The sequence below is a fragment of the Candidatus Binataceae bacterium genome (assembly GCA_035500095.1).
GTDB lineage: Bacteria > Desulfobacterota > Binatia > Binatales > Binataceae > JAKAVN01.
Window position 1 is genome coordinate 1 of sequence record DATJXN010000004.1, and the last position, 18,101, is coordinate 18,101.

Annotated in this window: 22 protein-coding genes; 14 read left to right on the forward strand and 8 right to left on the reverse strand. The window is 65.2% G+C overall.

The window, feature by feature from the left end:
• Positions 1 to 485 (reverse strand): enoyl-CoA hydratase/isomerase family protein (locus VMI09_00320; protein ID HTQ23108.1); only part of this gene is annotated, 485 nt, incomplete at its 3' end.
• Between the two features lie 419 nt (positions 486 to 904).
• Here VMI09_00320 and VMI09_00325 point away from each other — a divergent pair.
• The 7 genes from VMI09_00325 (at position 905) to VMI09_00355 (ending at position 5,331) form a co-directional block, all read left to right on the forward strand.
• Complete coding sequence (locus tag VMI09_00325) at positions 905 to 1,138, forward strand: helix-turn-helix domain-containing protein (GenBank protein ID HTQ23109.1); 234 nt, start codon at positions 905 to 907, stop codon at positions 1,136 to 1,138.
• 172 nt (positions 1,139 to 1,310) lie between these two features.
• Complete coding sequence (locus VMI09_00330) at positions 1,311 to 2,123, forward strand: alpha/beta fold hydrolase (protein HTQ23110.1); 813 nt, start codon at positions 1,311 to 1,313, stop codon at positions 2,121 to 2,123.
• A gap of 14 nt (positions 2,124 to 2,137) precedes the next feature.
• Positions 2,138 to 3,298, forward strand: a complete 1,161-nt coding sequence (locus VMI09_00335) for a thiolase domain-containing protein (GenBank protein ID HTQ23111.1) — start codon at positions 2,138 to 2,140, stop codon at positions 3,296 to 3,298.
• A 19-nt stretch (positions 3,299 to 3,317) separates the two neighbouring features.
• The gene (locus VMI09_00340; GenBank protein ID HTQ23112.1) at positions 3,318 to 3,749 is read left to right on the forward strand and encodes a Zn-ribbon domain-containing OB-fold protein; all 432 of its coding nucleotides are present in this window, start codon (positions 3,318 to 3,320) and stop codon (positions 3,747 to 3,749) included.
• Positions 3,750 to 3,762: 13 nt separating this feature from the next.
• The gene (locus VMI09_00345) at positions 3,763 to 4,458 is read left to right on the forward strand and encodes a PHP-associated domain-containing protein (GenBank protein ID HTQ23113.1); all 696 of its coding nucleotides are present in this window, start codon (positions 3,763 to 3,765) and stop codon (positions 4,456 to 4,458) included.
• The gene (locus tag VMI09_00350) at positions 4,448 to 4,894 is read left to right on the forward strand and encodes a MaoC family dehydratase N-terminal domain-containing protein (GenBank protein HTQ23114.1); all 447 of its coding nucleotides are present in this window, start codon (positions 4,448 to 4,450) and stop codon (positions 4,892 to 4,894) included. The genes VMI09_00345 and VMI09_00350 overlap by 11 nt, the downstream gene beginning before the upstream one ends.
• Positions 4,895 to 4,914: 20 nt before the next feature.
• Positions 4,915 to 5,331 (forward strand): MaoC/PaaZ C-terminal domain-containing protein, encoded by a 417-nt coding sequence (locus VMI09_00355; protein ID HTQ23115.1) that lies wholly within the window; start codon positions 4,915 to 4,917, stop codon positions 5,329 to 5,331.
• Between the two features lie 8 nt (positions 5,332 to 5,339).
• Here the strand turns inward: VMI09_00355 and VMI09_00360 are convergent, their stop codons facing one another.
• The 3 genes from VMI09_00360 to VMI09_00370 all read right to left on the reverse strand — a co-directional run bounded on the left by VMI09_00360 (position 5,340) and on the right by VMI09_00370 (position 7,283).
• Entirely contained in the window at positions 5,340 to 5,945 is a 606-nt protein-coding gene (locus tag VMI09_00360; GenBank protein HTQ23116.1) for a hypothetical protein, read from the reverse strand.
• 102 nt (positions 5,946 to 6,047) lie between these two features.
• Positions 6,048 to 6,584 carry a hypothetical protein gene (locus tag VMI09_00365; protein ID HTQ23117.1) on the reverse strand — a complete coding sequence of 179 codons (537 nt, stop codon included), beginning with the start codon at positions 6,582 to 6,584 and terminating at the stop codon, positions 6,048 to 6,050.
• Positions 6,585 to 6,830: 246 nt separating this feature from the next.
• Entirely contained in the window at positions 6,831 to 7,283 is a 453-nt protein-coding gene (locus tag VMI09_00370) for a hypothetical protein (protein ID HTQ23118.1), read from the reverse strand.
• A 448-nt stretch (positions 7,284 to 7,731) separates the two neighbouring features.
• Between VMI09_00370 and VMI09_00375 the strand changes: the two genes are divergently transcribed.
• Complete coding sequence (locus VMI09_00375; protein HTQ23119.1) at positions 7,732 to 8,106, forward strand: carboxymuconolactone decarboxylase family protein; 375 nt, start codon at positions 7,732 to 7,734, stop codon at positions 8,104 to 8,106.
• A 30-nt stretch (positions 8,107 to 8,136) separates the two neighbouring features.
• The gene (ispG, locus tag VMI09_00380) at positions 8,137 to 9,291 is read left to right on the forward strand and encodes a (E)-4-hydroxy-3-methylbut-2-enyl-diphosphate synthase (GenBank protein HTQ23120.1); all 1,155 of its coding nucleotides are present in this window, start codon (positions 8,137 to 8,139) and stop codon (positions 9,289 to 9,291) included.
• Positions 9,292 to 9,307: 16 nt separating this feature from the next.
• On the opposite strand, the gene VMI09_00385 is transcribed toward ispG, so the two are convergent.
• The 4 genes from VMI09_00385 to lon all read right to left on the reverse strand — a co-directional run bounded on the left by VMI09_00385 (position 9,308) and on the right by lon (position 15,098).
• Positions 9,308 to 9,928 carry a ribonuclease H gene (locus tag VMI09_00385; GenBank protein HTQ23121.1) on the reverse strand — a complete coding sequence of 207 codons (621 nt, stop codon included), beginning with the start codon at positions 9,926 to 9,928 and terminating at the stop codon, positions 9,308 to 9,310.
• A 23-nt stretch (positions 9,929 to 9,951) separates the two neighbouring features.
• Positions 9,952 to 11,406, reverse strand: coding sequence for a glycogen synthase GlgA (glgA, locus tag VMI09_00390; GenBank protein HTQ23122.1), 1,455 nt, complete (start codon positions 11,404 to 11,406; stop codon positions 9,952 to 9,954).
• Between the two features lie 95 nt (positions 11,407 to 11,501).
• Positions 11,502 to 12,539, reverse strand: a complete 1,038-nt coding sequence (gene galT, locus VMI09_00395; GenBank protein ID HTQ23123.1) for a galactose-1-phosphate uridylyltransferase — start codon at positions 12,537 to 12,539, stop codon at positions 11,502 to 11,504.
• A 126-nt stretch (positions 12,540 to 12,665) separates the two neighbouring features.
• Entirely contained in the window at positions 12,666 to 15,098 is a 2,433-nt protein-coding gene (gene lon / locus VMI09_00400; protein ID HTQ23124.1) for an endopeptidase La, read from the reverse strand.
• 159 nt (positions 15,099 to 15,257) lie between these two features.
• Here lon and VMI09_00405 point away from each other — a divergent pair, with 159 nt between their 5' ends.
• The 5 genes from VMI09_00405 to VMI09_00425 are packed head-to-tail and all read left to right on the forward strand — an operon-like array spanning position 15,258 to position 17,960.
• On the forward strand, positions 15,258 to 15,686 hold the full coding sequence (locus VMI09_00405; protein HTQ23125.1) for a DUF2203 domain-containing protein: 429 nt from the start codon (positions 15,258 to 15,260) through the stop codon (positions 15,684 to 15,686).
• A gap of 43 nt (positions 15,687 to 15,729) precedes the next feature.
• Positions 15,730 to 16,197 carry a DUF4149 domain-containing protein gene (locus tag VMI09_00410; protein HTQ23126.1) on the forward strand — a complete coding sequence of 156 codons (468 nt, stop codon included), beginning with the start codon at positions 15,730 to 15,732 and terminating at the stop codon, positions 16,195 to 16,197.
• A 19-nt stretch (positions 16,198 to 16,216) separates the two neighbouring features.
• Positions 16,217 to 16,975 (forward strand): HAD family hydrolase, encoded by a 759-nt coding sequence (locus VMI09_00415; protein HTQ23127.1) that lies wholly within the window; start codon positions 16,217 to 16,219, stop codon positions 16,973 to 16,975.
• A 6-nt stretch (positions 16,976 to 16,981) separates the two neighbouring features.
• Positions 16,982 to 17,542, forward strand: coding sequence for a TIGR00725 family protein (locus tag VMI09_00420; protein ID HTQ23128.1), 561 nt, complete (start codon positions 16,982 to 16,984; stop codon positions 17,540 to 17,542).
• Positions 17,517 to 17,960 (forward strand): PaaI family thioesterase, encoded by a 444-nt coding sequence (locus VMI09_00425; protein ID HTQ23129.1) that lies wholly within the window; start codon positions 17,517 to 17,519, stop codon positions 17,958 to 17,960. The genes VMI09_00420 and VMI09_00425 overlap by 26 nt, the downstream gene beginning before the upstream one ends.
• The last annotated feature ends 141 nt before the right edge of the window (positions 17,961 to 18,101 follow it).

Here is an 18,101-nt window from a genome sequence, read left to right on the forward strand (position 1 = left end):
ACCGCGCGCGGCAGCGTATAGCTGATACCCATGTCGCAGCCGGTCAGTCCGATTCGGATGAAGGCGGCGTTGAAGCGCGCCGACGCGCCGGCCAGGCGTACGTCGCACGCCAGCGCGAGCGCAAACCCGCCACCGCTCGCCGGTCCGCGCACGGCCGCGATGAACGGCTGCGGCAGGCGGCGAATCGCGATGACGAGGCCGCTGATGCGGCGCTGGATCTCCAGCGTCGCGATGGTCGAAGTTCCCAGCGCGTCGTCGCCCGGGCGGGCGCCGCTGTGCTCCTTGAGGTCGAGCCCCGAGCAGAAGCCGCGTCCGGCGCCGCGCACGATGACGACGCGCGTCGTCCGGTCGGTGGCGAGCCGCTCAAAATAGTCGTGCAGCTCGTCCACCATGGTCGAGTTCAGCGCATTGAGGGCGCGCGGACGGTTGAGCGTCAGCCACGCAATTGCTCCATCCTGTTTCACTTCGAGCGCTTCATACGCCATCGCGAAGGTCCGCCTGTCGCTTTAATTGCGCGCTTCCGCCAGCTCTCGCAGGCTCCGCGCGCGCTCCCAACTTAACCGAACAGGCCGCGCCGGCGCCAATCGGGCAGTGCCGGGCGAAGGCCGAAGAAGAGGTTCAACGAGGCGCATGCGGCGAGATTTTGAGGTGACTCAATAGGTGATTAAGCTCTCTTTGTATTGCTAAATATTGCGTAGAAGGCTCTTCATCTGACGCAGGTTGATGCTCTCTCACGCATCTGCAAGCAACCTCGACCTGCTACGCGCACAAAGTGTCTTGACTCCGCTAACACCACGACAGAGGCTGTGGGCTGCCAACATTGCAACTCGATGTCCGGCGGCGGGAGAGAATGAAGAAAGGGACGCCTCGAAAGGTCGCGCCTCAAGGCAGAAGCGGCCAAAGCATGCCCGAGGTATCTCCGAGCGATCAGATTTTCACCATCGAGGAGCTGTCGGAGCACTTGCGGGTACATCCGACCACCATCTACCGCCTGCTCAGGCAGGGGCGTCTGCCGGGGTTTCGCGTCGGCAGCAACTGGCGTTTCAGCCGCGAGGCGATCGAGCAGTGGGAGCGCGAGCAGGCTGGACGAGCCGCCGCAAGCCCTCCGCGTCGCCGGCGTCGCGCGCGTCGCCGCTAGAAAAGCGCCATCCTACCGTCCGTGCCGACGGTTGCCGGGCGCGGCAACTCGCGCACCGAATGGTCGCGCCTTGCGCCTCTGCGGTAACGTGCCGGCGGCCAGGCGCGTTTGACATCCGCCCTTCATTCCGAATAGCTAACCCTCAAACCCGTTGGCGGAGAGAGTCTGGAAGATGCCGACCAAGTATGTGGAAGTGCAGGGCTCTGCGATTTACTACTACTACAGCGGACCGACCACGTTGCCCGACGTGGTGCCCGATCTCTCGCGCGGCCGCAAGATCGTGATGCTGCACGGCGCCGGCTCCAATGGCCATACCTGGCACAACCAGGTCGCCCATTTTGGCGGCGCGCACAGTCCGATCTCGATCGATCTGCCGGCGCACGGCCGTTCCTCGGGCGTCTATGGGCTCAACACGGTGCAGGAATACAGCGACTTTGTGATCGCCTTCCTCGACGCGCTGGGCATCGGCTCGGCGGTTATCGCGGGGCGCTCGATGGGCGGGGCGATCGCGATGGACATGGCGGCGCGCTATTCCGGGCGGGTCGAGGCGATCGTGCCGGTGGTCACCGCGGCCAAATTCAACATCCCGCCCGAGCGGGTCGAGGCGCTGCGCGGGGTTGCGATGGGCCGCGCGCCGCAGGCCTTCGTCACCGACGGCTACTCGCCGGCCACGGTCAAGGATCGCTTCGAGGTGGTGCGCGAGGGCTGGATGGAGCAGATCCAGACCGATCCGCGCGTGCGCTACATGGACATCGTGGCCTGCACGCGATGCGATCTGCGCGAGCAGATCGCGCGTATCGACAAGCCTGCGCTCATCCTTGCCGGTGCCGATGATCCTATTGCCACCCCGGCCGACGCCGAGTTCATCCATGGCCGCCTGCGCGGCTCGCAATTGCGCGTGATTCCCGGCGCCGCCCATCATCTGCCCAACGAACAGCCCCGGGAGACCAACTTCGCGGTCGAGAAGTTTCTCGCCGAACTTTAGCCAGGGAGCGTCCGATGAGTCTAAGCCGCAAGACCGCGCTGGCCGGCGTGTACGAGCATCCTGCCCGCTTCGCGCCCGACAAGAGCATGTTCCAGATCATGGCCGAGAGTGTGCGCGGCGCGCTCGACGACGCCGGGCTCAAGATCCAGGACGTCGACGGCGTGTGCACCACCGGGATCGGCATGAGCGGGATGGGGATCGTGGGTTTTTGCGACTACATGAACCTGACGCCCAATTTCGTCGATTCGACCTCGATCGGCGGGTCTTCGTTCGTCGCCCATACTGCGCATGCTGCCGCCGCTATCGCGGCCGGTCTCTGCAAGGTTGCCGTAGTGGTGTACGGCTCGACCGCGGCCTCGCAGCGCTTTGCGATCGGCACCGGCGGCGGAGGCGGTGGCGGCGATCCCTGCGATCAATACGAAGCGCCGTTCGGGCCGACCACGGTGGGCGCCTATGCGATGATGGCCCAGCGCCACATGCATGAGTACGGCACGACCTCGGAGCAGCTGGCGGAGATCGCGGTCACGATGCGCCTGCACGCCTCGATGAATCCGGCGGCCAAGTACCGCGAGCCGATCACGGTCGCGGACGTGCTGGCGTCGCGGATCATTTCCTCGCCGCTCCATCTGCTCGACTGCTGCATCATCAGCGACGGCGGCGGCGCTCTGGTCGTGACCTCGGCGGAACGGGCGCGCGATTTGAAGAAGAAGCCGGTTTACATTCTCGGATGCGGCGAGACGGTGCGCCACGCCGCGCGCGGCCAGCGCGATTTCATGGAGATGGCGGCGGGACAGTCGGGGCCGCTCGCCTTTGAGCGCGCCGGCGTCGCTCCCAAGGACATCGATCTCGCGATGATCTACGACTCGTTCACGATCACGGTGCTGATGACGCTCGAGAATCTCGGCTTCTGCAAGCGCGGCGAGGGCGGCGCCTTCGTCGGCGGCGGACGGCTACGCTACGACGGCGCGCTTCCGACCAACACCGACGGCGGCGGGCTGTCGTCGAACCATCCGGGGATGCGCGGCATCTTCCTGGTGATCGAGGCGGTCAGGCAACTGCGCGGCGAAGGCGGCCCGCGCCAGGTCAAGGAGTGCGCGCTCGCGCTCTGCCACGGCACCGGCGGCACGCTGGGTCTGCGTCACTCCGGCGCCACGCTTGTCCTGGGTAACCAGTAAGACGACAGGTATTGCAACGATGGCCGACGAAAAGTCCGACAAGAAAAAGTACGCGAAGCCGCTCCCGCGAATCGACGAGGAGAACCGCCCGTGGTGGGAGGCGCTCAAGCGCCACGAACTGTATATCCAGAAATGCCGCGACTGCGGCGACCGGCGCTACTACCCGCGAGCACTTTGCACCAATTGTCTCAGCTCGCGCACCGAGTGGGTGCGCTGCGGCACAAAGGGCAAGGTCTATACCTGGACCGCGACGATGCAGAACCAGGCGCCGGGCTTTCGCGAGTCGCTGCCCTACGTGATGGCTTACGTCGAACTGGACGAGGGGCTCAAGGTGTTGACCAACCTTGTGGAGTGCAAGCCCGATGAGGTTAGAATAGGAATGCCCGTCGAGGCCGTGTTCGAGGACGTCACGCCCGAGATGACGTTGCTCAAGTTTCGCCCGGCGAGGTAAGGACGCCGTGTAAGTGCCGACAACCCTCGACCTTCACAGCCACAGCGAAGCCTCCGAAGACAGCCGCGCGCCGCTTGAGGCCTATCTCAACTGGATCAAGCTGCGCCGCCATGAGCGGCCCGTCGACGGCATCGTGCTCACCGAGCATCGGCAGTTCAACGCCGGCGCCGACTACCGCGCGCTCGAGGACAAGTTCGGCCTGATGGTGCTCAAGGCGTCCGAGGTCGAGACCGACTACGGACACGTGCTGGTCTTCGGCGTGACCGAGGAGATGACACGCCGTTTCGACTTCGCCAACGTGCGCCTTGGCGCGCAGGAGTTGATCGACGAAGTGGCGCGGATGGGCGGCGTCGCCGTGCCGTGCCATCCCGGACGGCCGACCGTGGGCCTCTGCGAGCATTACGCGGCCAGGCCGCCGCTCAACAACGTCGTCGCGGTCGAAGTCCTCAACGGCGGCTCGCGTAAGGGCGAAGACGATCGTTCGATGGAGCTGGTGCGAACCTACGGCTACCGCGCGATCGGCGGCTCGGACAGCCATCTGGTGAGCCTGATTGCGCTCTGCGCGACGCGTTTCGAGGCCGACGTCCGCTCGATCGAGGACCTGGTGCGCGAACTCAAAGAAGGCAAATACGAGCCGGTCGATTTCCGTCCCAGGCGCAAACCCGTGCCGGCGGCGGTCCCCGACGAGGTGAGGCACAATGGCGGTTGATTACGATCCGGCGCTGATCGGCAGGGTCTTCGAAGTGACCGATCCGGTGAGCGTCAGCGCCGAGGCAATCGGCAAGTACTGCGCCGCCATCGGCGAGACCAATCCCCTGTACATTGAAGAGGCGGCCGCGAAGAAAGGGCCGTACCGAACGATCGTCGCGCCGCCGTCATTCGCGGTGACCTTCCGCAACGGGCGCCACTTCTTCACTCACGTTCCGCGCTTCGGCAGCGCCGGCTTCGACGCGGGCAAGGACGTCGAGTTCGTTGTGCCGATTCGCGCCGGCGACCAGATAACGCTGAGCTCGCACGTCAAGGAAATCTACGAGAAGACCGGGCGCAGCGGCTCGATGGTGTTCGTGGTGGTGCGCTCGACCGTGCGCAATCAAAACGGCGAGGTCGTCGCCCACATCGACCATCGCTTCATGAACCGGCCCTAGGCCGCCGCCGCAGGTTGCCAATGTCAATCACCAAATTCGATGCGGTCAATATCGGCGATACCCTGGGTCCGCAGGAAATCTTCCTCAGCAAGGACCAGGTGCGGACCTACGCGCGCACCTGCGGGATGGACGTGCCGCGCTTCACCGACGACGAAGGCGCGCGCAAGGAAGGGCTGCCGGGGATGATCGCGCCGGGCAATCTGAGCCTTGCGATGCTGTCGCGCCTGGTGACCGACTGGATCGGACAAAGCGGCGCGCGGCTTGCGCGCCTGGGCACGACTTACCGCCAGCCCGTGCAGCCCGACCGTACGCTCACACTGAACGGCTTTGTCACGCACACCGAGCCGGCCGAAAAACGCGTCGAGATCGACGTCTGGATCGAGAACGAAGACGGCGAGCGCCTGGTGATCGGCACCGCGAGCGTCGAGTTTCCGTAGTTGCGGCGCTAGAGCAGGGCGCCGCGGAAAGGCTCGTCGCGCGCCGGCGGATGCTCGATCAGGTTGAGCGCCCAGCGCCGCGCCTGGCGCAGCGCTTCTTCGGCCCGCTTGAACAGCCGCTCGCGATACATCGTGTTCCACACGTAAACGTCGACCGACGGCTCGTCGCCGAGCGTCACGTCGAGCATCCAGTCTTCCAACTGCGGACCGCACACCAGCAGCCGCACCACGCGGCCGTGGTCGAGGATTATGCCCCGGGCCTCACGCGGCAGGCGAAATTCGTCCTTAATCCGCTTGGTCAGCCGCGACGGATAGTGCTCTTCGGTCATCGCGACGTAGACCCACTGCCCGGGCTGCGGATTGGCCGCGCGTGCGATCCGCAAGTTGTTGTCGGTCAGGTCTTCCTTGGCGCGATCCTGATTGTAGTCGCGCGCGACCGAGTAGAAGTTCTCAACGATTCTAAGTTGCGCCGGCGACGGACCTTCTTCAGGCGGCGTGTCAGATTCGGATTCGATGCTGGGCGTTGGCGGCGGGGCGGCAGGCTCGGGTTTGCGCGGGCGCTTGACCGAGGTCTCGACCCACCATCGATTTTCGACGTTTGGCTTGTGCGCCATCGCCATAGCATCATAGCCGCAGCACGGCCCCGCGCGCGATAGGCAGAGCGCCGGGGCGCGGTCAAACGGGGTACGGACGCGCGGCGAAATGCGGGCGGGAATCTACGCGCGACGGCGGCCTGCGCGCGCGCGGCGTCGCCGCGCGATCGGGCTGGTGCGGCGAACCGGCAAGGCTGTGCGCCGCCGCGGAGCGCTCGCGCGCCCGGGAGCCGCCGCGGTGCGGCGCGCCGTGCGCCCGGTAATCGGTAATCGCGTGCGTCGGCGCTGAAGCCGGCGCAGTCCGCGCACCATCCTGGCCGCGAAGGTGTCAGCCTTGCGTTCAGCGTCCGTCCAGAACAGGTAATGGCCCATCTCGTGATAGACCATCGCAATCCACATCCGTTCCTTGTTGTAGATGCGCCCGCGCTTCCAGTTCTCCGGATGGACGAGATGGATCCGGCCGTCCTCGAAAGTCTTGCCCGCGGTCTTACCCCAGTCGAGATATTCGAACCATTCGATCACCGGGCGTTTTACGTTGTAGTAGCGGCAGAAGTCCGAAATCGCGCGGCGAAAGGCGCCGGCGCGATGATGGCGGAAAAAGAGCACGAGATTGCGGTCAATCTCTCTACGATTGACAATCGGCGGAACGACCATTCGCACGGAACCAAAAACCTCCGTGAAAACCTCTGGGGGCCGGACGATCATAAAAGGGCGGAGGCGAAATCGTCAAACGAAGGGCCAAAATTCACGAAAACCATGATTTTTCAAGAGCTTGGAGCGAGCGAAAATTGCCCGGAGAGGCTTGCGCTGACGCTAAATTCAGCCAAATCGGACTTTACAAAACTCGCCCGGAGCCTATAGGGGAACGGACTGACAGCCGCGTCGCACAGGAGGGCGCTTTTTCGATCAGGCTCGGCGGGCCTGCAAGGCGCTCGGACGTTTGACGCGGCGGCTGCGGTTGACCGTCATGTGCTGGAGGCGGCCCGCTTCCTTGAGCCTCAGCCGGGCCACCGGCAGGGGCGAATCGACCGTGCCTGCGGCAAGCGCGCTCAAACGATGGCGCAGCGCTTCCGGGCTTATCTCGAGCGCGTCGCATACGTTGTCGAAGCTGAATGGTACGTGGCTGCCGCGCGCCATCACCCACCGCGCTGCCTCGATAAAGAGCCGGCGCTTGCGTGGGCTGAACGATCCGCGCCAGTCCTGCAGGATGTTGATCGCGTCGGCAAGCACCGCGAGCATCAGCCGCTGTTCGCTGGTGAATCGGCTCTTGCCGACCAGCTCGAAGAACTGGCTGGGGAGGATGAGATCCGAGGCCGTGAACGAGTCCTGCGTTTCGACGCCAGGATTGTGCTGCCGCATAGCTAACAACTCCCGCCCGGTCCGGGGCGAACAACTCGCCACATCGGACTCGAGGCACTGCCAGGTTAGCCCGCGTATCCCCTTCCTGCTGCCTCCGCCGCCGCCGTATCTCAGAGCATGGTTAGCCGACCATAGTAGCGCCAACAGGTCATTTCAAGAGTTGGCCTACTGAATTATGTTGCAAGCTCAACTAATGGCTCGATGGCCGCCGAGGCCACATTTCCACCCTCAGCCTAAGCGAGGTAAGAGGGCGGCAAAAGGACGGTTGGATGACCGGATTGTGACGGTATCCTGAAGCGGGCGGCTGCCGGGTCCTCCACTAGGGGCGTGCCGGGGCCATCTGTTATAATTTCCAGGATAGACTGAAGCATCTTGCTCAAGCATCTTGCTGAAGCATCCTGCCGAAACGTCTTCTTGAAACCTTTTGGCCGCAGGGGAGGACAGTGCGATGGCGGATTTCTTTGCAAAAGAGACGATCAAGAGTCTGCGTAAATTGCGCCAACTCAAGCCCGACTACTTCAAAGGGTTCATGGATTGGGACGAGATGGTCTTCAAGGACGGGGCGCTGCCTGCCAAGACCAAGGAACTGATGGCCGTCACTGCGGCGCACGTTACCGCCTGTCCATGGTGTATCGAGGAGCACGTCAAGCGCGCGATCAAGCAGGGAGCGACGGACGAGGAGATCGCGGAAGCGGCGTTCGTAGCGATGGCGCTTCGGGCCGGCGCTGCCTTTGCGCACTCCTCGATCGCGATGGCGGTGAGCGAAGAGCAGCGCGCGAAGGCCGCCGCTCAGTCGCACAATCACGAAGGCCACAATCACTAGACGGTGCGCGCCAGGGCGGGGATTTCTTTAATGGAGCAGGCAGGAACGGGCCGCGCGACGCGGCAAATCGCGATTGGCGCGCTCAAGGTCGGCGGCGGAGCGCCGGTAGTGGTGCAGTCGATGTGTGCTACGCGCACGGTCGATATCGACCAGACCGTGGCGCAAACGCATCAGCTGGCGCGCGCCGGCGCGGGAATCGTGCGGATCGCGCTCGACAACGAAAAGGAAATTCCGGCGCTCAAGGAAATTCGCGCGCAGACGCGCGGGATTGTGCTGTCGGTCGACCTCCAGGAGAACTATCGCATCGCCGGCAAGGTCGCTCCGCATGTCGACAAGATCCGCTACAACCCCGGCCATCTGCATCATATCGAGAAGGCCAAGAGCGTGCCCGAGAAGGTGCGATGGCTGGTCGATATCGCGCGCGAGCATAATCTCGCGATCCGCATCGGGGTGAACTGCGGCTCGGTGGCGCCGGCTTTCCTCGAGAAACATCCCGGCGACCAGCTTAGCGCGCTGGTCGAATCGGCCGTGTGGCATTGCGAGCTGATGGACGAGCTCGGATTCGACCGCTTCGTCGTCTCGCTCAAGGACTCCGACCCGGCCAAGGTGCTCGTGGCCAACCGACGCTTCGCCGCGCGCCGCCCCGACGTTCCGCTCCATCTCGGAGTGACCGAGGCGGGGCTGCCGCCCGACGGCATCATCAAGACCCGGATCGCATTCGAGAAGCTGCTCGCGCAGAACTTCGGCGACACGATCCGCGTCTCGCTCACGCTGCCCAACGAGCGCAAGCACGAAGAGGTCATCGTCGGCCATCAGATCATCAAGGACGTCGAGAGCGGACGCTTCATCTCGGTGCCCGACTTCGGCACCGGCCTCAACATCATCTCATGCCCGTCATGCTCACGGGTGGAGAACGAGAAGTTCGTCGAGCTCGCGCAGCAGGTGAAAGAGGTTACCGCCTACGCGTCGCGTCATCGGATAACGATCGCGGTGATGGGATGCCGGGTGAACGGGCCGGGCGAGACCGACGACGCCGACTTGGGACTGTGGTGCGGTCCAACGACGGTGAACCTCAAAAAAAGGGATCGCAAGCTCGGCAATTTCCGCTATGACGACGTGCTGGCGCGCCTGCGCGTCGAGGTCGACAAGCTTATCGCCGAGCGCGCGTCGGCGGCGAACAACTGACGCCGCTTCGTGCAGCTCAGGATCGTTTCTTCATCTGACAGCCGATAAGCGAGCAGTAGTCTTCGTCGCCCGCAGCGACGAAGAACTGCCCGCACGCGGCGCAGTTGGCGATGCGCTCGCCGGCTCCGAGCATCGGCCGGAGCCGGTCGAGTATCGGTTCGTCGGGAGCGCGGCGCGCCGCGGTGGCGGCGCCGCTCGCTGCGCCGGGGCGGCGCGGAGCGCGGCCCTGGGCCGCTCGCTGCGCCGCTTCGCGCGCAAGACCGTCCGCCTCTTCGTTGCCTGCGTCGCCCGCATGTCCGCGCACCCACTCGAAGCGCACCTCGTGCCGCGCGACTTCGCGGTCGAGCTCTTGCCACAGGTCCTGGTTTTTCGTGCGCCGCCAACCGTCGTTCATCGTCTTGACCAGGTACTGGCTGTCGCTGCGCAGGATCACCGGGATGCCGGGATCGAGGGCGCGTAGCGCTTCGATCGCCGCCGTTATCTCCATCCGGTTGTTGGTGGTCTCCGAATCGCCGCCGCTTAGCCGGTGCGTTCCATCCGGGGTGAGGATCACGACACCCCATCCTCCGGGCCCCGGATTACCTTCGCAGGAGCCGTCGGCATAAACCACGATTGGCGCCTTGCTCGTCGTTGGCACAGTCGCTCTCTTCTCTCTTCCGGTCAGGCGGCGCGCGCGCGGCGCAGATCGTCGAACCATCGCAGGTAATGGCCCGCCGACACCGTCCATGAAAAGTCGGCCGCAAAACAGTTGTCCATCAGGCGGCGCCATGCCGCGCGATCGGCGAAGAGCCGGCGCGCTCGCGCGATCGCGTCAACCATCGCGCCGACGCGGTACTCGGTGAACATGAAGCCGTTTCCGGTGCCGCGTTGCGGGTCGAACTCGGCCACCGTGTCCCGCAGGCCGCCTGTCGCGCGCACCAGGGGCGCCGTGCCGTACTTGAGCGCGTACATCTGCGTAAGCCCGCACGGCTCGAACCGCGACGGCATCAGGAAGATGTCGCTTCCGGCCTGGATTTGATGGGCGAGGGCGTTGTCGAAGGCCAACTCGACGCGCAACCGGCCGGGAAAGCGCTCCTCGGCGGCCTTGAAAAGCTTCTCGAGTACCGGGTCGCCGCTCGCGAGCATGAGCAGTTGCACGTCGAGCTCCATCATGGCGTCGAGGGCGTCTGCGACAAGTTCGACGCCCTTTTGCGAGCTCATCCGCGTGACCATCCCGATTATCGGGACATCGCCGCGATCGGCGAGGCCGGCGCGCTGGCGCAGTGCGCGCCGGCAGACCGCTTTGCCCTCGCGCTGCGCGGGCGTATAGCGGGCCGCGATCATCGGGTCGATCGCCGGGTCCCATTCGGTGTAATCCGCACCGTTGAGTATGCCGACGAAGCGGCGGCCCTTGTTGCGCAGCACTCCTTCCAGGCCGAAGCCCAGTTCGGGATCGCTGCTCACCTCGCGCGCGTAGGTCGGACTCACGGTCGAGGCGCCGTCGGCGAGCACGATAGCGCCCTTCATCAGGTTGATGCGTCCCCAGAACTCTAGGCATTCGACGGAAAAATACGAGCGGTCGATGCCGAGCAGGGAGAAATCGGCCTGGTTGAAGATTCCCTGGAAGGCGAGATTGTGAAGGGTGAAAACCGTCAGCGTTCCGCCGAGCGTTTCACGGAGCGCCGGGTCGGCGCGCGCCACGATCGGCGCCACGGCAGTGTGCCAATCGTGAGCATGCAGGATGTCGGGCCGGATGTAACGCGCGGCGGCCAGTGCGGCGGCGCGGCCGAAGAGCACGAAACGGCGCAGATTGTCGGCGTAATCGGCGCCGCGCTCGCCGTAAACTCCTGCGCGATCGAAGTAAACCGGATGCCTGATCAGGTAGAGCGGCACGCCGTCGCGGGTTTCGGCCGAAAGCAGATCGAAGCGTTCGCTGGAACCGCCGATCGCCACCGATAGATCCCCGGCCACCTGCTCGGTTTCGAGCGCGTCGAGCACGCCGCGGTAACCGGGAAGGATGACCGCCGGCTCGGCGCCGTTTTGCCTGAGCGCGGCGGGCAGCGCGCCGATTACGTCGGCGAGGCCGCCGGCCTTTGCCCATGGCGTGATCTCGGCGGCGACGATGGCGATTTTCATTTCATGACCGGCGAATTTCGTCTGTTCGCTCGGCCGGGTGACGTCTGCGCGCGCCTTGAGCGAGACCGGGCGGTGCGCTGGGAACCAGGCAGCGCTCAGCTCGCCCGCGCGACCTGCGGCGCAGGCGAGGATCCGTTCAGCGCCAGCGCCTCGCGCAGAACCTCGGCCGCGTTCTCGGGCGGCACCGAGTTGATATAGAAACCCGTGCCGACCTCGAAGCCCGCAACCTTGGTCAGCGCGGGCGTGATCTCCATGTGCCAGTGATAGTGCTTGCTCTGGGCCTCGCGCAAAGGCGCCGAATGAATGATGTAGTTGAACGGCGGATCGTCGAGCGAGCGTTTAAGCGCGCGCAGGCTCGCGCGGAGCGCATCCGCGAGGCCGGGGTACGATGCCGCCGCTTGCTCGAAGTGCGATCCGTGAACCTTGGGAATCAGCCAGAGCTCGAAGGGAAAGCGCGCGGCGAAGGGCGAAGCCGCGATAAATTCGTCGTTTTCGAAAACCACGCGGCGGCGGTCCTGGCCCTCCTGCTCGACGATGTCGCAGAAGATGCATCGCTCCTTGAGCGAGTAATAATCGCTCGCCCCGCGCAACTCCTGCTGCACGTTGAGCGGCAGAATCGGCAGCGCGATCAGCTGCGAGTGCGGATGCTCGAGGCTCGCCCCGGCCTCGGCGCCGTGGTTTTTGAAGATCAGCACGTAGCGAAAGCGCTCGTCCTGCGCGAGGTCCTGCACCCGCTCGCGATAGGCCCACAGCAGTTCCTCGATCTGGTGCAGCTCGAGGTCGGCAAGGCCGCGATCATGGTCGGGGCTTTCGATCAGCACCTCGTGGGCGCCGATGCCGTTCATCAGGTCGTACAGCCCTTCGCCCCGCCGTCCCGCCCGGCCCTCGATCCGCAGCGCCGGGAACTTGTTGCTGATCCCGCGCACGCGCCATCCCGGCCCGTTCGGCGGCGAACCGTTGTCGCGGTAGGCCAGCACCTCCGGAGGAGTCATATGCTCCATGCCGGGGCAAAACGCGCATGGCGGCCCTTTGCGTTGCTCGCGAACCATTTTAAAATCCGACGGACGCTTCCCACGCTCGGTGGCCATGATCACCCAGCGCCCAACGACCGGATCTTTTCTCAATTCTGGCATCGAAACCGGCTGCTCCCGCAGTCACATCGATTAAAATTGTGCCGCGCCGCGGCCCGGTTTCGAGAAAACCCGCGGGCTGCGGACGTCGGGCCGTGGCGAGCCTTTGCGGTTCCCGCCCAGGCGCGGCTAGTTAAGCACGGTGCGCTCTGCGCGGGCGGGCGCGGTTTCCGGATGCTGCTCGACGCCGTCGCGCAGCGCGTGGCGCAGGACTTCGTCGACGGTATCGACGAACACGAACTCCATCTCTTTGCGCGCTTCTTCCGGGATGTCCTCCAAGTCGCTTTCATTGCGCCGCGGCAGGATGACGGTCTTGATTCCCGCGCGCCGCGCCGCCAGCACCTTTTCCTTGACGCCGCCGACCGGCAGGACCTTGCCGCGCAGCGTTATCTCGCCGGTCATCGCGACGTCGGAGCGCACCGGGCGCGCGCTCAGCAGCGAGGCGAGCGAGGCTGCGATAGTTACGCCCGCGGACGGCCCGTCCTTGGGAATCGCGCCGGCCGGGACGTGTATATGGAGGTCGGATTTTTCGAAAAAGTCGGCCGGGATTCCGAGTTGCGCGGCGCGCGAGCGCACGTAAGAGAGCGCCGCTTGCGCCGACTCCTTCATCACGTCGCCGAGCGAGCCAGTGATGGTGACGCCCTTTTGCCCGCTCATCCGCGTGCTCTCGATGAACAGGATGTCGCCGCCGTTGGGGGTCCAGGCGAGCCCGGTGGCGACGCCGGGTTCCTGCGTGCGCTCGGCCGCCTCGGAGAAGAATTTGCGCGCGCCGAGAAAGCGATGCAGCATGTCGGGCGTCACGCGCTCGGGCGCGGTTTCGCCTTCGGTCAGCGCGCGCGCGATTTTGCGGCACACGCGGCTGATTTCGCGCTCGAGGTTGCGCAGGCCCGCCTCGCGCGTGTAGCTGCGGATGATTTCGGAGACCGTTTCCTTGGTGAACTCGATCTTGGTATTGCCGAGCCCGTTTTCGCCGATCTGCTTGGGGATAAGGTGGCGTTCGGCAATCTGTAGCTTCTCTTCTTCGGTGTAGCCGGGAAGCTCCAGCACTTCCATCCGATCGCGCAGCGCCGGCGGAATCGGGTCGAGCACGTTGGCCGTGGTCAGGAACAACACCTTGGAGAGATCGAACGGCACGTCGAGATAATGGTCGACGAAGGCGTAATTCTGTTCCGGGTCGAGAACCTCGAGCAGCGCCGAGGCCGGGTCGCCGCGAAAGTCGGTGCCGAGCTTGTCCACCTCGTCGAGGATGAACAGCGGATTGTTCGATCCCGCGTTGCGCAAGCCCTGGATCATCCGCCCGGGCAGCGAGCCGATATAGGTGCGGCGATGGCCGCGAATCTCGGCCTCGTCGCGGATGCCGCCGAGGGAGAGGCGCACGAACTTGCGTCCGAGCGCGCGCGCGATCGAGCGGCCGAGCGAAGTCTTGCCGGTTCCTGGCGGTCCGACGAAGCAAAGGATCGGCCCCTTGGTGTCGCTCTTGAGCTTGCGCACGGCGAGGAACTCGAGGATGCGCTCCTTGACCTTTTCGAGATCGAAATGATCCTCGTCGAGCACCGCGCGCGCGTGCTTGATGTCGAGATTGTCGTCGGTGGAAACCGCCCACGGCAGGCTGACCAGCCAATCGAGGTAGGTTCGCACTACCGTGTGCTCGGCCGATTCGGGCGGGATCATCTTGAGCCGATCCAGCTCCTTGTCGGCCGCCTTGCGCGCGTCCTCGGGCATCTTGGCCGCCTCGATCTTCTTTTCGAGGTCCTCGATCTCGGAGGATCGCGCGTCGCCTTCGCCAAGCTCCTTCTGGATCGCCTTGAGCTGTTGACGCAGATAGTATTCGCGCTGGTTCTTGTTGAGCTCGGTTTGCACCTGCGATTGGATCTTGTGGCCGAGCTCGAGTAGTTCGATTTCGCGCCCCAGGATGACGATCAGCTTCTCCAGGCGCGCGCGCACGTCGTTGGTCGACAACAGATCCTGGGATTCCTCGACCGCGATCTTCAGATAGGAGGCGACCATGTCGGTCAGCCGCGCGGGCTCGCGCACCTGCATCGCCATCACCTGCAGCTCGTCGGGCAGGTAGGGCACCAGCGAGACGAACTTCGAAAACTGGCTCACCAGATGCGCCTGCAGGGCGTCGAGCTCCTTGTCGGCTTCGACCGCCTCGCCGAGGCGCCGCACGTTGGCGCGGAAGTACGGTTCGAGCTGGACGAAATCGAGCAGGTCGATTCGCGCGATGCCCTGGACCAGCACCCGCACGCTGTGGTCCGGGTACTTGAGCATCTTGAGAATCCGCACCGCGGTGCCGCGCTGGAACAGTCCTTCGGGCGCCGGGTTCTCCTCTTCGGGATTCTTCTGCGCCGAGAGTCCGATTACGCGCGAGGCTTGCCCCACATCCTCGATCAACCTGAGCGAGGCTGGGCGCGAAACCAGGAACGGATGGATCTGGTTGGGAAAGATTACGATGCCGCGCAGGGGCAGCACCGGCAAAATGTCGGGAACCTCGACCTTGCTTAGATCCTCTTCTAAGTCGAAGCGCTTTTCGCCTTTGGCTTTATCGGATTTCTCTGCCATAGATGTCGACCCGCCTCCCCGGTCGCGGCCGAGGGCCGCCGGCGCTTCCAACCCCGCGATCGATTAACGTAATATACCCCCTGCAGGCAGACAAGCTCGGCCTCCTATCATCGAGTTTAGCCACGATTGACGTGCCGCGCCCGCGATCGAGGCAAAAGATTGGCAAAACATCAGTTCGAGAAAGTTTTCACCGTAGAGGAAGCCAACGCGCTGATCCCGCGAATGGAAGTTCTGGTCCGCGGCCTGCAAGTCGAGGCTGACGGTCTGCGCACCCGCATCCGCGACCTCGCGCGCCGCCACGATTCCTCCATCGCGGGGATGCCGCTCGCAGATCTCGTCGAATGCTATCCCGAACTGAAGGAGAGCGCCGCACGGATGGCCGAGATGGCGGGTCAGGTCGAAAACCTCGGATGCTTCCTGAAGGACATCGATTTGGGATTGGTCGATTTTCCGCACGAGGTCGAAGACGACGTGGTGTTCTTGTGCTGGCAATCCGGCGAGCGCCAGATCCTCGCCTGGCACACGATCGATTCCGGTTTCTCCAACCGTCGGCCGCTGCCCGGCGTCGACAAGCCCTACTTGAATTGATCGTTCCGACCCCACCGCGACCGCGCTCGCAGACGACGCCGGGATGGTAGTCGCGTTGTTCATATATTTGCTGAGCCTGGTCTGCTGGCTGGGCGCGATGGTGTTTTTCATCCCGGTCACCCAGGCCGCGTTCACGACGCTGCCGAAGGCTGACGCGGGCAAATATCTTGCGGTGCTTTTTCCGCGCTACTACTTGCTCGGCTATATCTGCGGCTCGATCGCGGTCGCGCTTGCGATCTACCTCTGCGCCACGCGGATGCCGAGGCTCTGGTGGGGAACCGCCGCGGTCGCGCTCGCCATTGCGCTCGGGCTGACCGCCTACGCCGGAGCGGTGGTGCGGCCCCGCGTGGACGCGATTCGCACCGTGACCGAGGAAGCGAATCCCGATCCCGCGCGCCGCGCCGAATTCGACCGCCTGCATCATCTCTCCGTGATGCTCAACGGCGGCGTGATGCTGCTCAACCTGGCGGCGCTGCTGAGCACCGCCGCCGCGTTAACGCCGCGGGGATAGCGGCTTCTGAAATGGCCTCATGAACAGCGGCGCAATCAAAGCCGTGGTCTTCGACCTCTTCGATACCCTGGTCAAGTGGGAGCCCGAGCGGTTGCCGCTCCTTAACTGGCGCGAACACGCGACGCACAGCACGCTGCCGTGGATCCTGCCGTCGCTCGAGGAGAAGATGGGCGCGCGCTTCGATCTCGAGACCTTCCTCACCGTTTATCATGACGTGATCGACGAGATTAACGCCGAACGCGAACGCGAGGGGATTGAAATCACCTGCCAGCAGCGGTTCGAACGCACCTTCGAGCGCCTCGGCTACACCGATCCGTCCGAGCGCGGCCTTATCGCATTCCATCTGACCCGCGTCCACATGGACGGCGTCCGCAAGGTCACCTTCGCGCCGCCCGAGCGTTCGGAGGCGGTGCGCCGCCTCGCGCCGCACTTCCGCCTGGGGCTGCTCTCGAATTTCGACGACGCGCAATGCGGGCGCGAGGTTCTGCTCGACACCGGCGTCGCCGGCCTGTTCGAGGCGGTGATAATTTCGGCCGAAGCCGGGCTGCGCAAACCCAACCCGCTCATCTACGGGCGCATCCTTGAGATGCTGCAGATCGAGCCGGATGCGGTGCTGTTCGTCGGCGACACTCCGCGCGAGGACGTGCTTGGGCCGCGGCGCGCCGCGATGCGCGTGGCGTGGGTCAACAAGCGCGGCGCTCCGCTGCCCGACGGCATCCCCGAGCCCGACCTGATGGTTCGCGACATCGCCGAGCTCCCCGGGCTGCTCGGCGTGTGACTCCCGATGCTGCGGCGGCCGGCAATCGCGGTGATCGGCGGCGGCGACGGCGTGAGCGTCGAGGTGCTCGAACTTGCCCACAAGGTCGGCGCCGAGATCGGCGGGCACGGCGGGACGCTGGTCTGCGGCGGGCGCGGCGGCGTGATGGAAGCGGCGGCGCGCGGCGCGTACGAGCGTGGCGCGCACACTATCGGGATCCTGCCCGGATACGATCACGGGACGGCCAATCCGCATATCGAGTTCGCGATCGCGACCGGGATGGGTGAGGCGCGCAACGCCGTCGTGGTCGGCAGCGCCGACGCAGTGGTGGCGCTCACCGGCGAGGGCGGCACGCTCAGCGAAATCGGCCTTGCGCTCAAGATCGGCCGTCCGGTCGTCGCGCTGCGCGCGTGGCCAAATATCGAGGGAATCGAGCATGCCGAAGATCCCGCGGCCGCCGTCGGCGAGGCGATCCGGATGGCGCGGCTGATGGCGGCTCGCCAGGCGCGCCGGGCGCGGCGCGCAAAACCGAACGCCGCCGACCAGGCGCCGGAGGCAGGGGATGGGCGCAAAGGGACCAAGCCGTAGCGCAGCGATGCCCCCGACGCCGCATGACGCCGTGCTCGGCGAGCTTGAACGCGGACCGTTCTCGTCCGCGCTGGGGCTCAGGATCGAAGCGCGCGCCGAGGGCGAGGCGACGGTGCGAATGCCGTTTGCCGAGCGCATCCTCAATGCCGGCGGCCTCGACGTTCCGATCCATGGCGGGGCGATCGCTGCGCTCGCCGACTTCGCCGCCTGCGCCGCGGTGTGGACGCTTCCCGCGGCCGCGAGCAGCGCGACCATTTCGATGGCCGTCAACTACACCGCTCCGGCGCTTGGGACCGACCTCGTCGCGCGCGCGCGAGTGCGCCGCGCCGGCAAACGTATCGCGAGCGTCGCGGTCGAAATCCGCGATCGCCATGATGCGCTCGTCGCCGACGCGCTGGTGACCTACAAAATTGCCTGACACCGATTCGATACTTGCCGCGATTCGCGCGGCCGCCGCGCGCCATGGACTCAATCTGTGCGCCGCGATTCCGATCGTACGGTATGACGCCGCCGTACAGCACGACGCGCGCGCGTCGCCGATCGATCCGGCAGCGCGCTC

What these genes read in the sequence shown, in the direction of transcription:
- VMI09_00340 (HTQ23112.1), top strand. Translation starts at nt 3,318, where the DNA reads ATGGCCGACGAAAAGTCCGACAAGAAAAAGTACGCGAAGCCGCTCCCG.
- VMI09_00410 (HTQ23126.1), top strand. Translation starts at nt 15,730, where the DNA reads ATGGTAGTCGCGTTGTTCATATATTTGCTGAGCCTGGTCTGCTGGCTG.
- VMI09_00360 (HTQ23116.1), bottom strand. Translation starts at nt 5,945, where the DNA reads ATGGCGCACAAGCCAAACGTCGAAAATCGATGGTGGGTCGAGACCTCG.
- VMI09_00325 (HTQ23109.1), top strand. Translation starts at nt 905, where the DNA reads ATGCCCGAGGTATCTCCGAGCGATCAGATTTTCACCATCGAGGAGCTG.
- VMI09_00355 (HTQ23115.1), top strand. Translation starts at nt 4,915, where the DNA reads ATGTCAATCACCAAATTCGATGCGGTCAATATCGGCGATACCCTGGGT.
- ispG (HTQ23120.1), top strand. Translation starts at nt 8,137, where the DNA reads ATGGAGCAGGCAGGAACGGGCCGCGCGACGCGGCAAATCGCGATTGGC.
- VMI09_00370 (HTQ23118.1), bottom strand. Translation starts at nt 7,283, where the DNA reads ATGCGGCAGCACAATCCTGGCGTCGAAACGCAGGACTCGTTCACGGCC.
- VMI09_00420 (HTQ23128.1), top strand. Translation starts at nt 16,982, where the DNA reads ATGCTGCGGCGGCCGGCAATCGCGGTGATCGGCGGCGGCGACGGCGTG.
- VMI09_00425 (HTQ23129.1), top strand. Translation starts at nt 17,517, where the DNA reads ATGGGCGCAAAGGGACCAAGCCGTAGCGCAGCGATGCCCCCGACGCCG.
- VMI09_00335 (HTQ23111.1), top strand. Translation starts at nt 2,138, where the DNA reads ATGAGTCTAAGCCGCAAGACCGCGCTGGCCGGCGTGTACGAGCATCCT.
- VMI09_00415 (HTQ23127.1), top strand. Translation starts at nt 16,217, where the DNA reads ATGAACAGCGGCGCAATCAAAGCCGTGGTCTTCGACCTCTTCGATACC.
- VMI09_00375 (HTQ23119.1), top strand. Translation starts at nt 7,732, where the DNA reads ATGGCGGATTTCTTTGCAAAAGAGACGATCAAGAGTCTGCGTAAATTG.
- glgA (HTQ23122.1), bottom strand. Translation starts at nt 11,406, where the DNA reads ATGAAAATCGCCATCGTCGCCGCCGAGATCACGCCATGGGCAAAGGCC.
- VMI09_00330 (HTQ23110.1), top strand. Translation starts at nt 1,311, where the DNA reads ATGCCGACCAAGTATGTGGAAGTGCAGGGCTCTGCGATTTACTACTAC.
- lon (HTQ23124.1), bottom strand. Translation starts at nt 15,098, where the DNA reads ATGGCAGAGAAATCCGATAAAGCCAAAGGCGAAAAGCGCTTCGACTTA.
- VMI09_00350 (HTQ23114.1), top strand. Translation starts at nt 4,448, where the DNA reads ATGGCGGTTGATTACGATCCGGCGCTGATCGGCAGGGTCTTCGAAGTG.
- galT (HTQ23123.1), bottom strand. Translation starts at nt 12,539, where the DNA reads ATGCCAGAATTGAGAAAAGATCCGGTCGTTGGGCGCTGGGTGATCATG.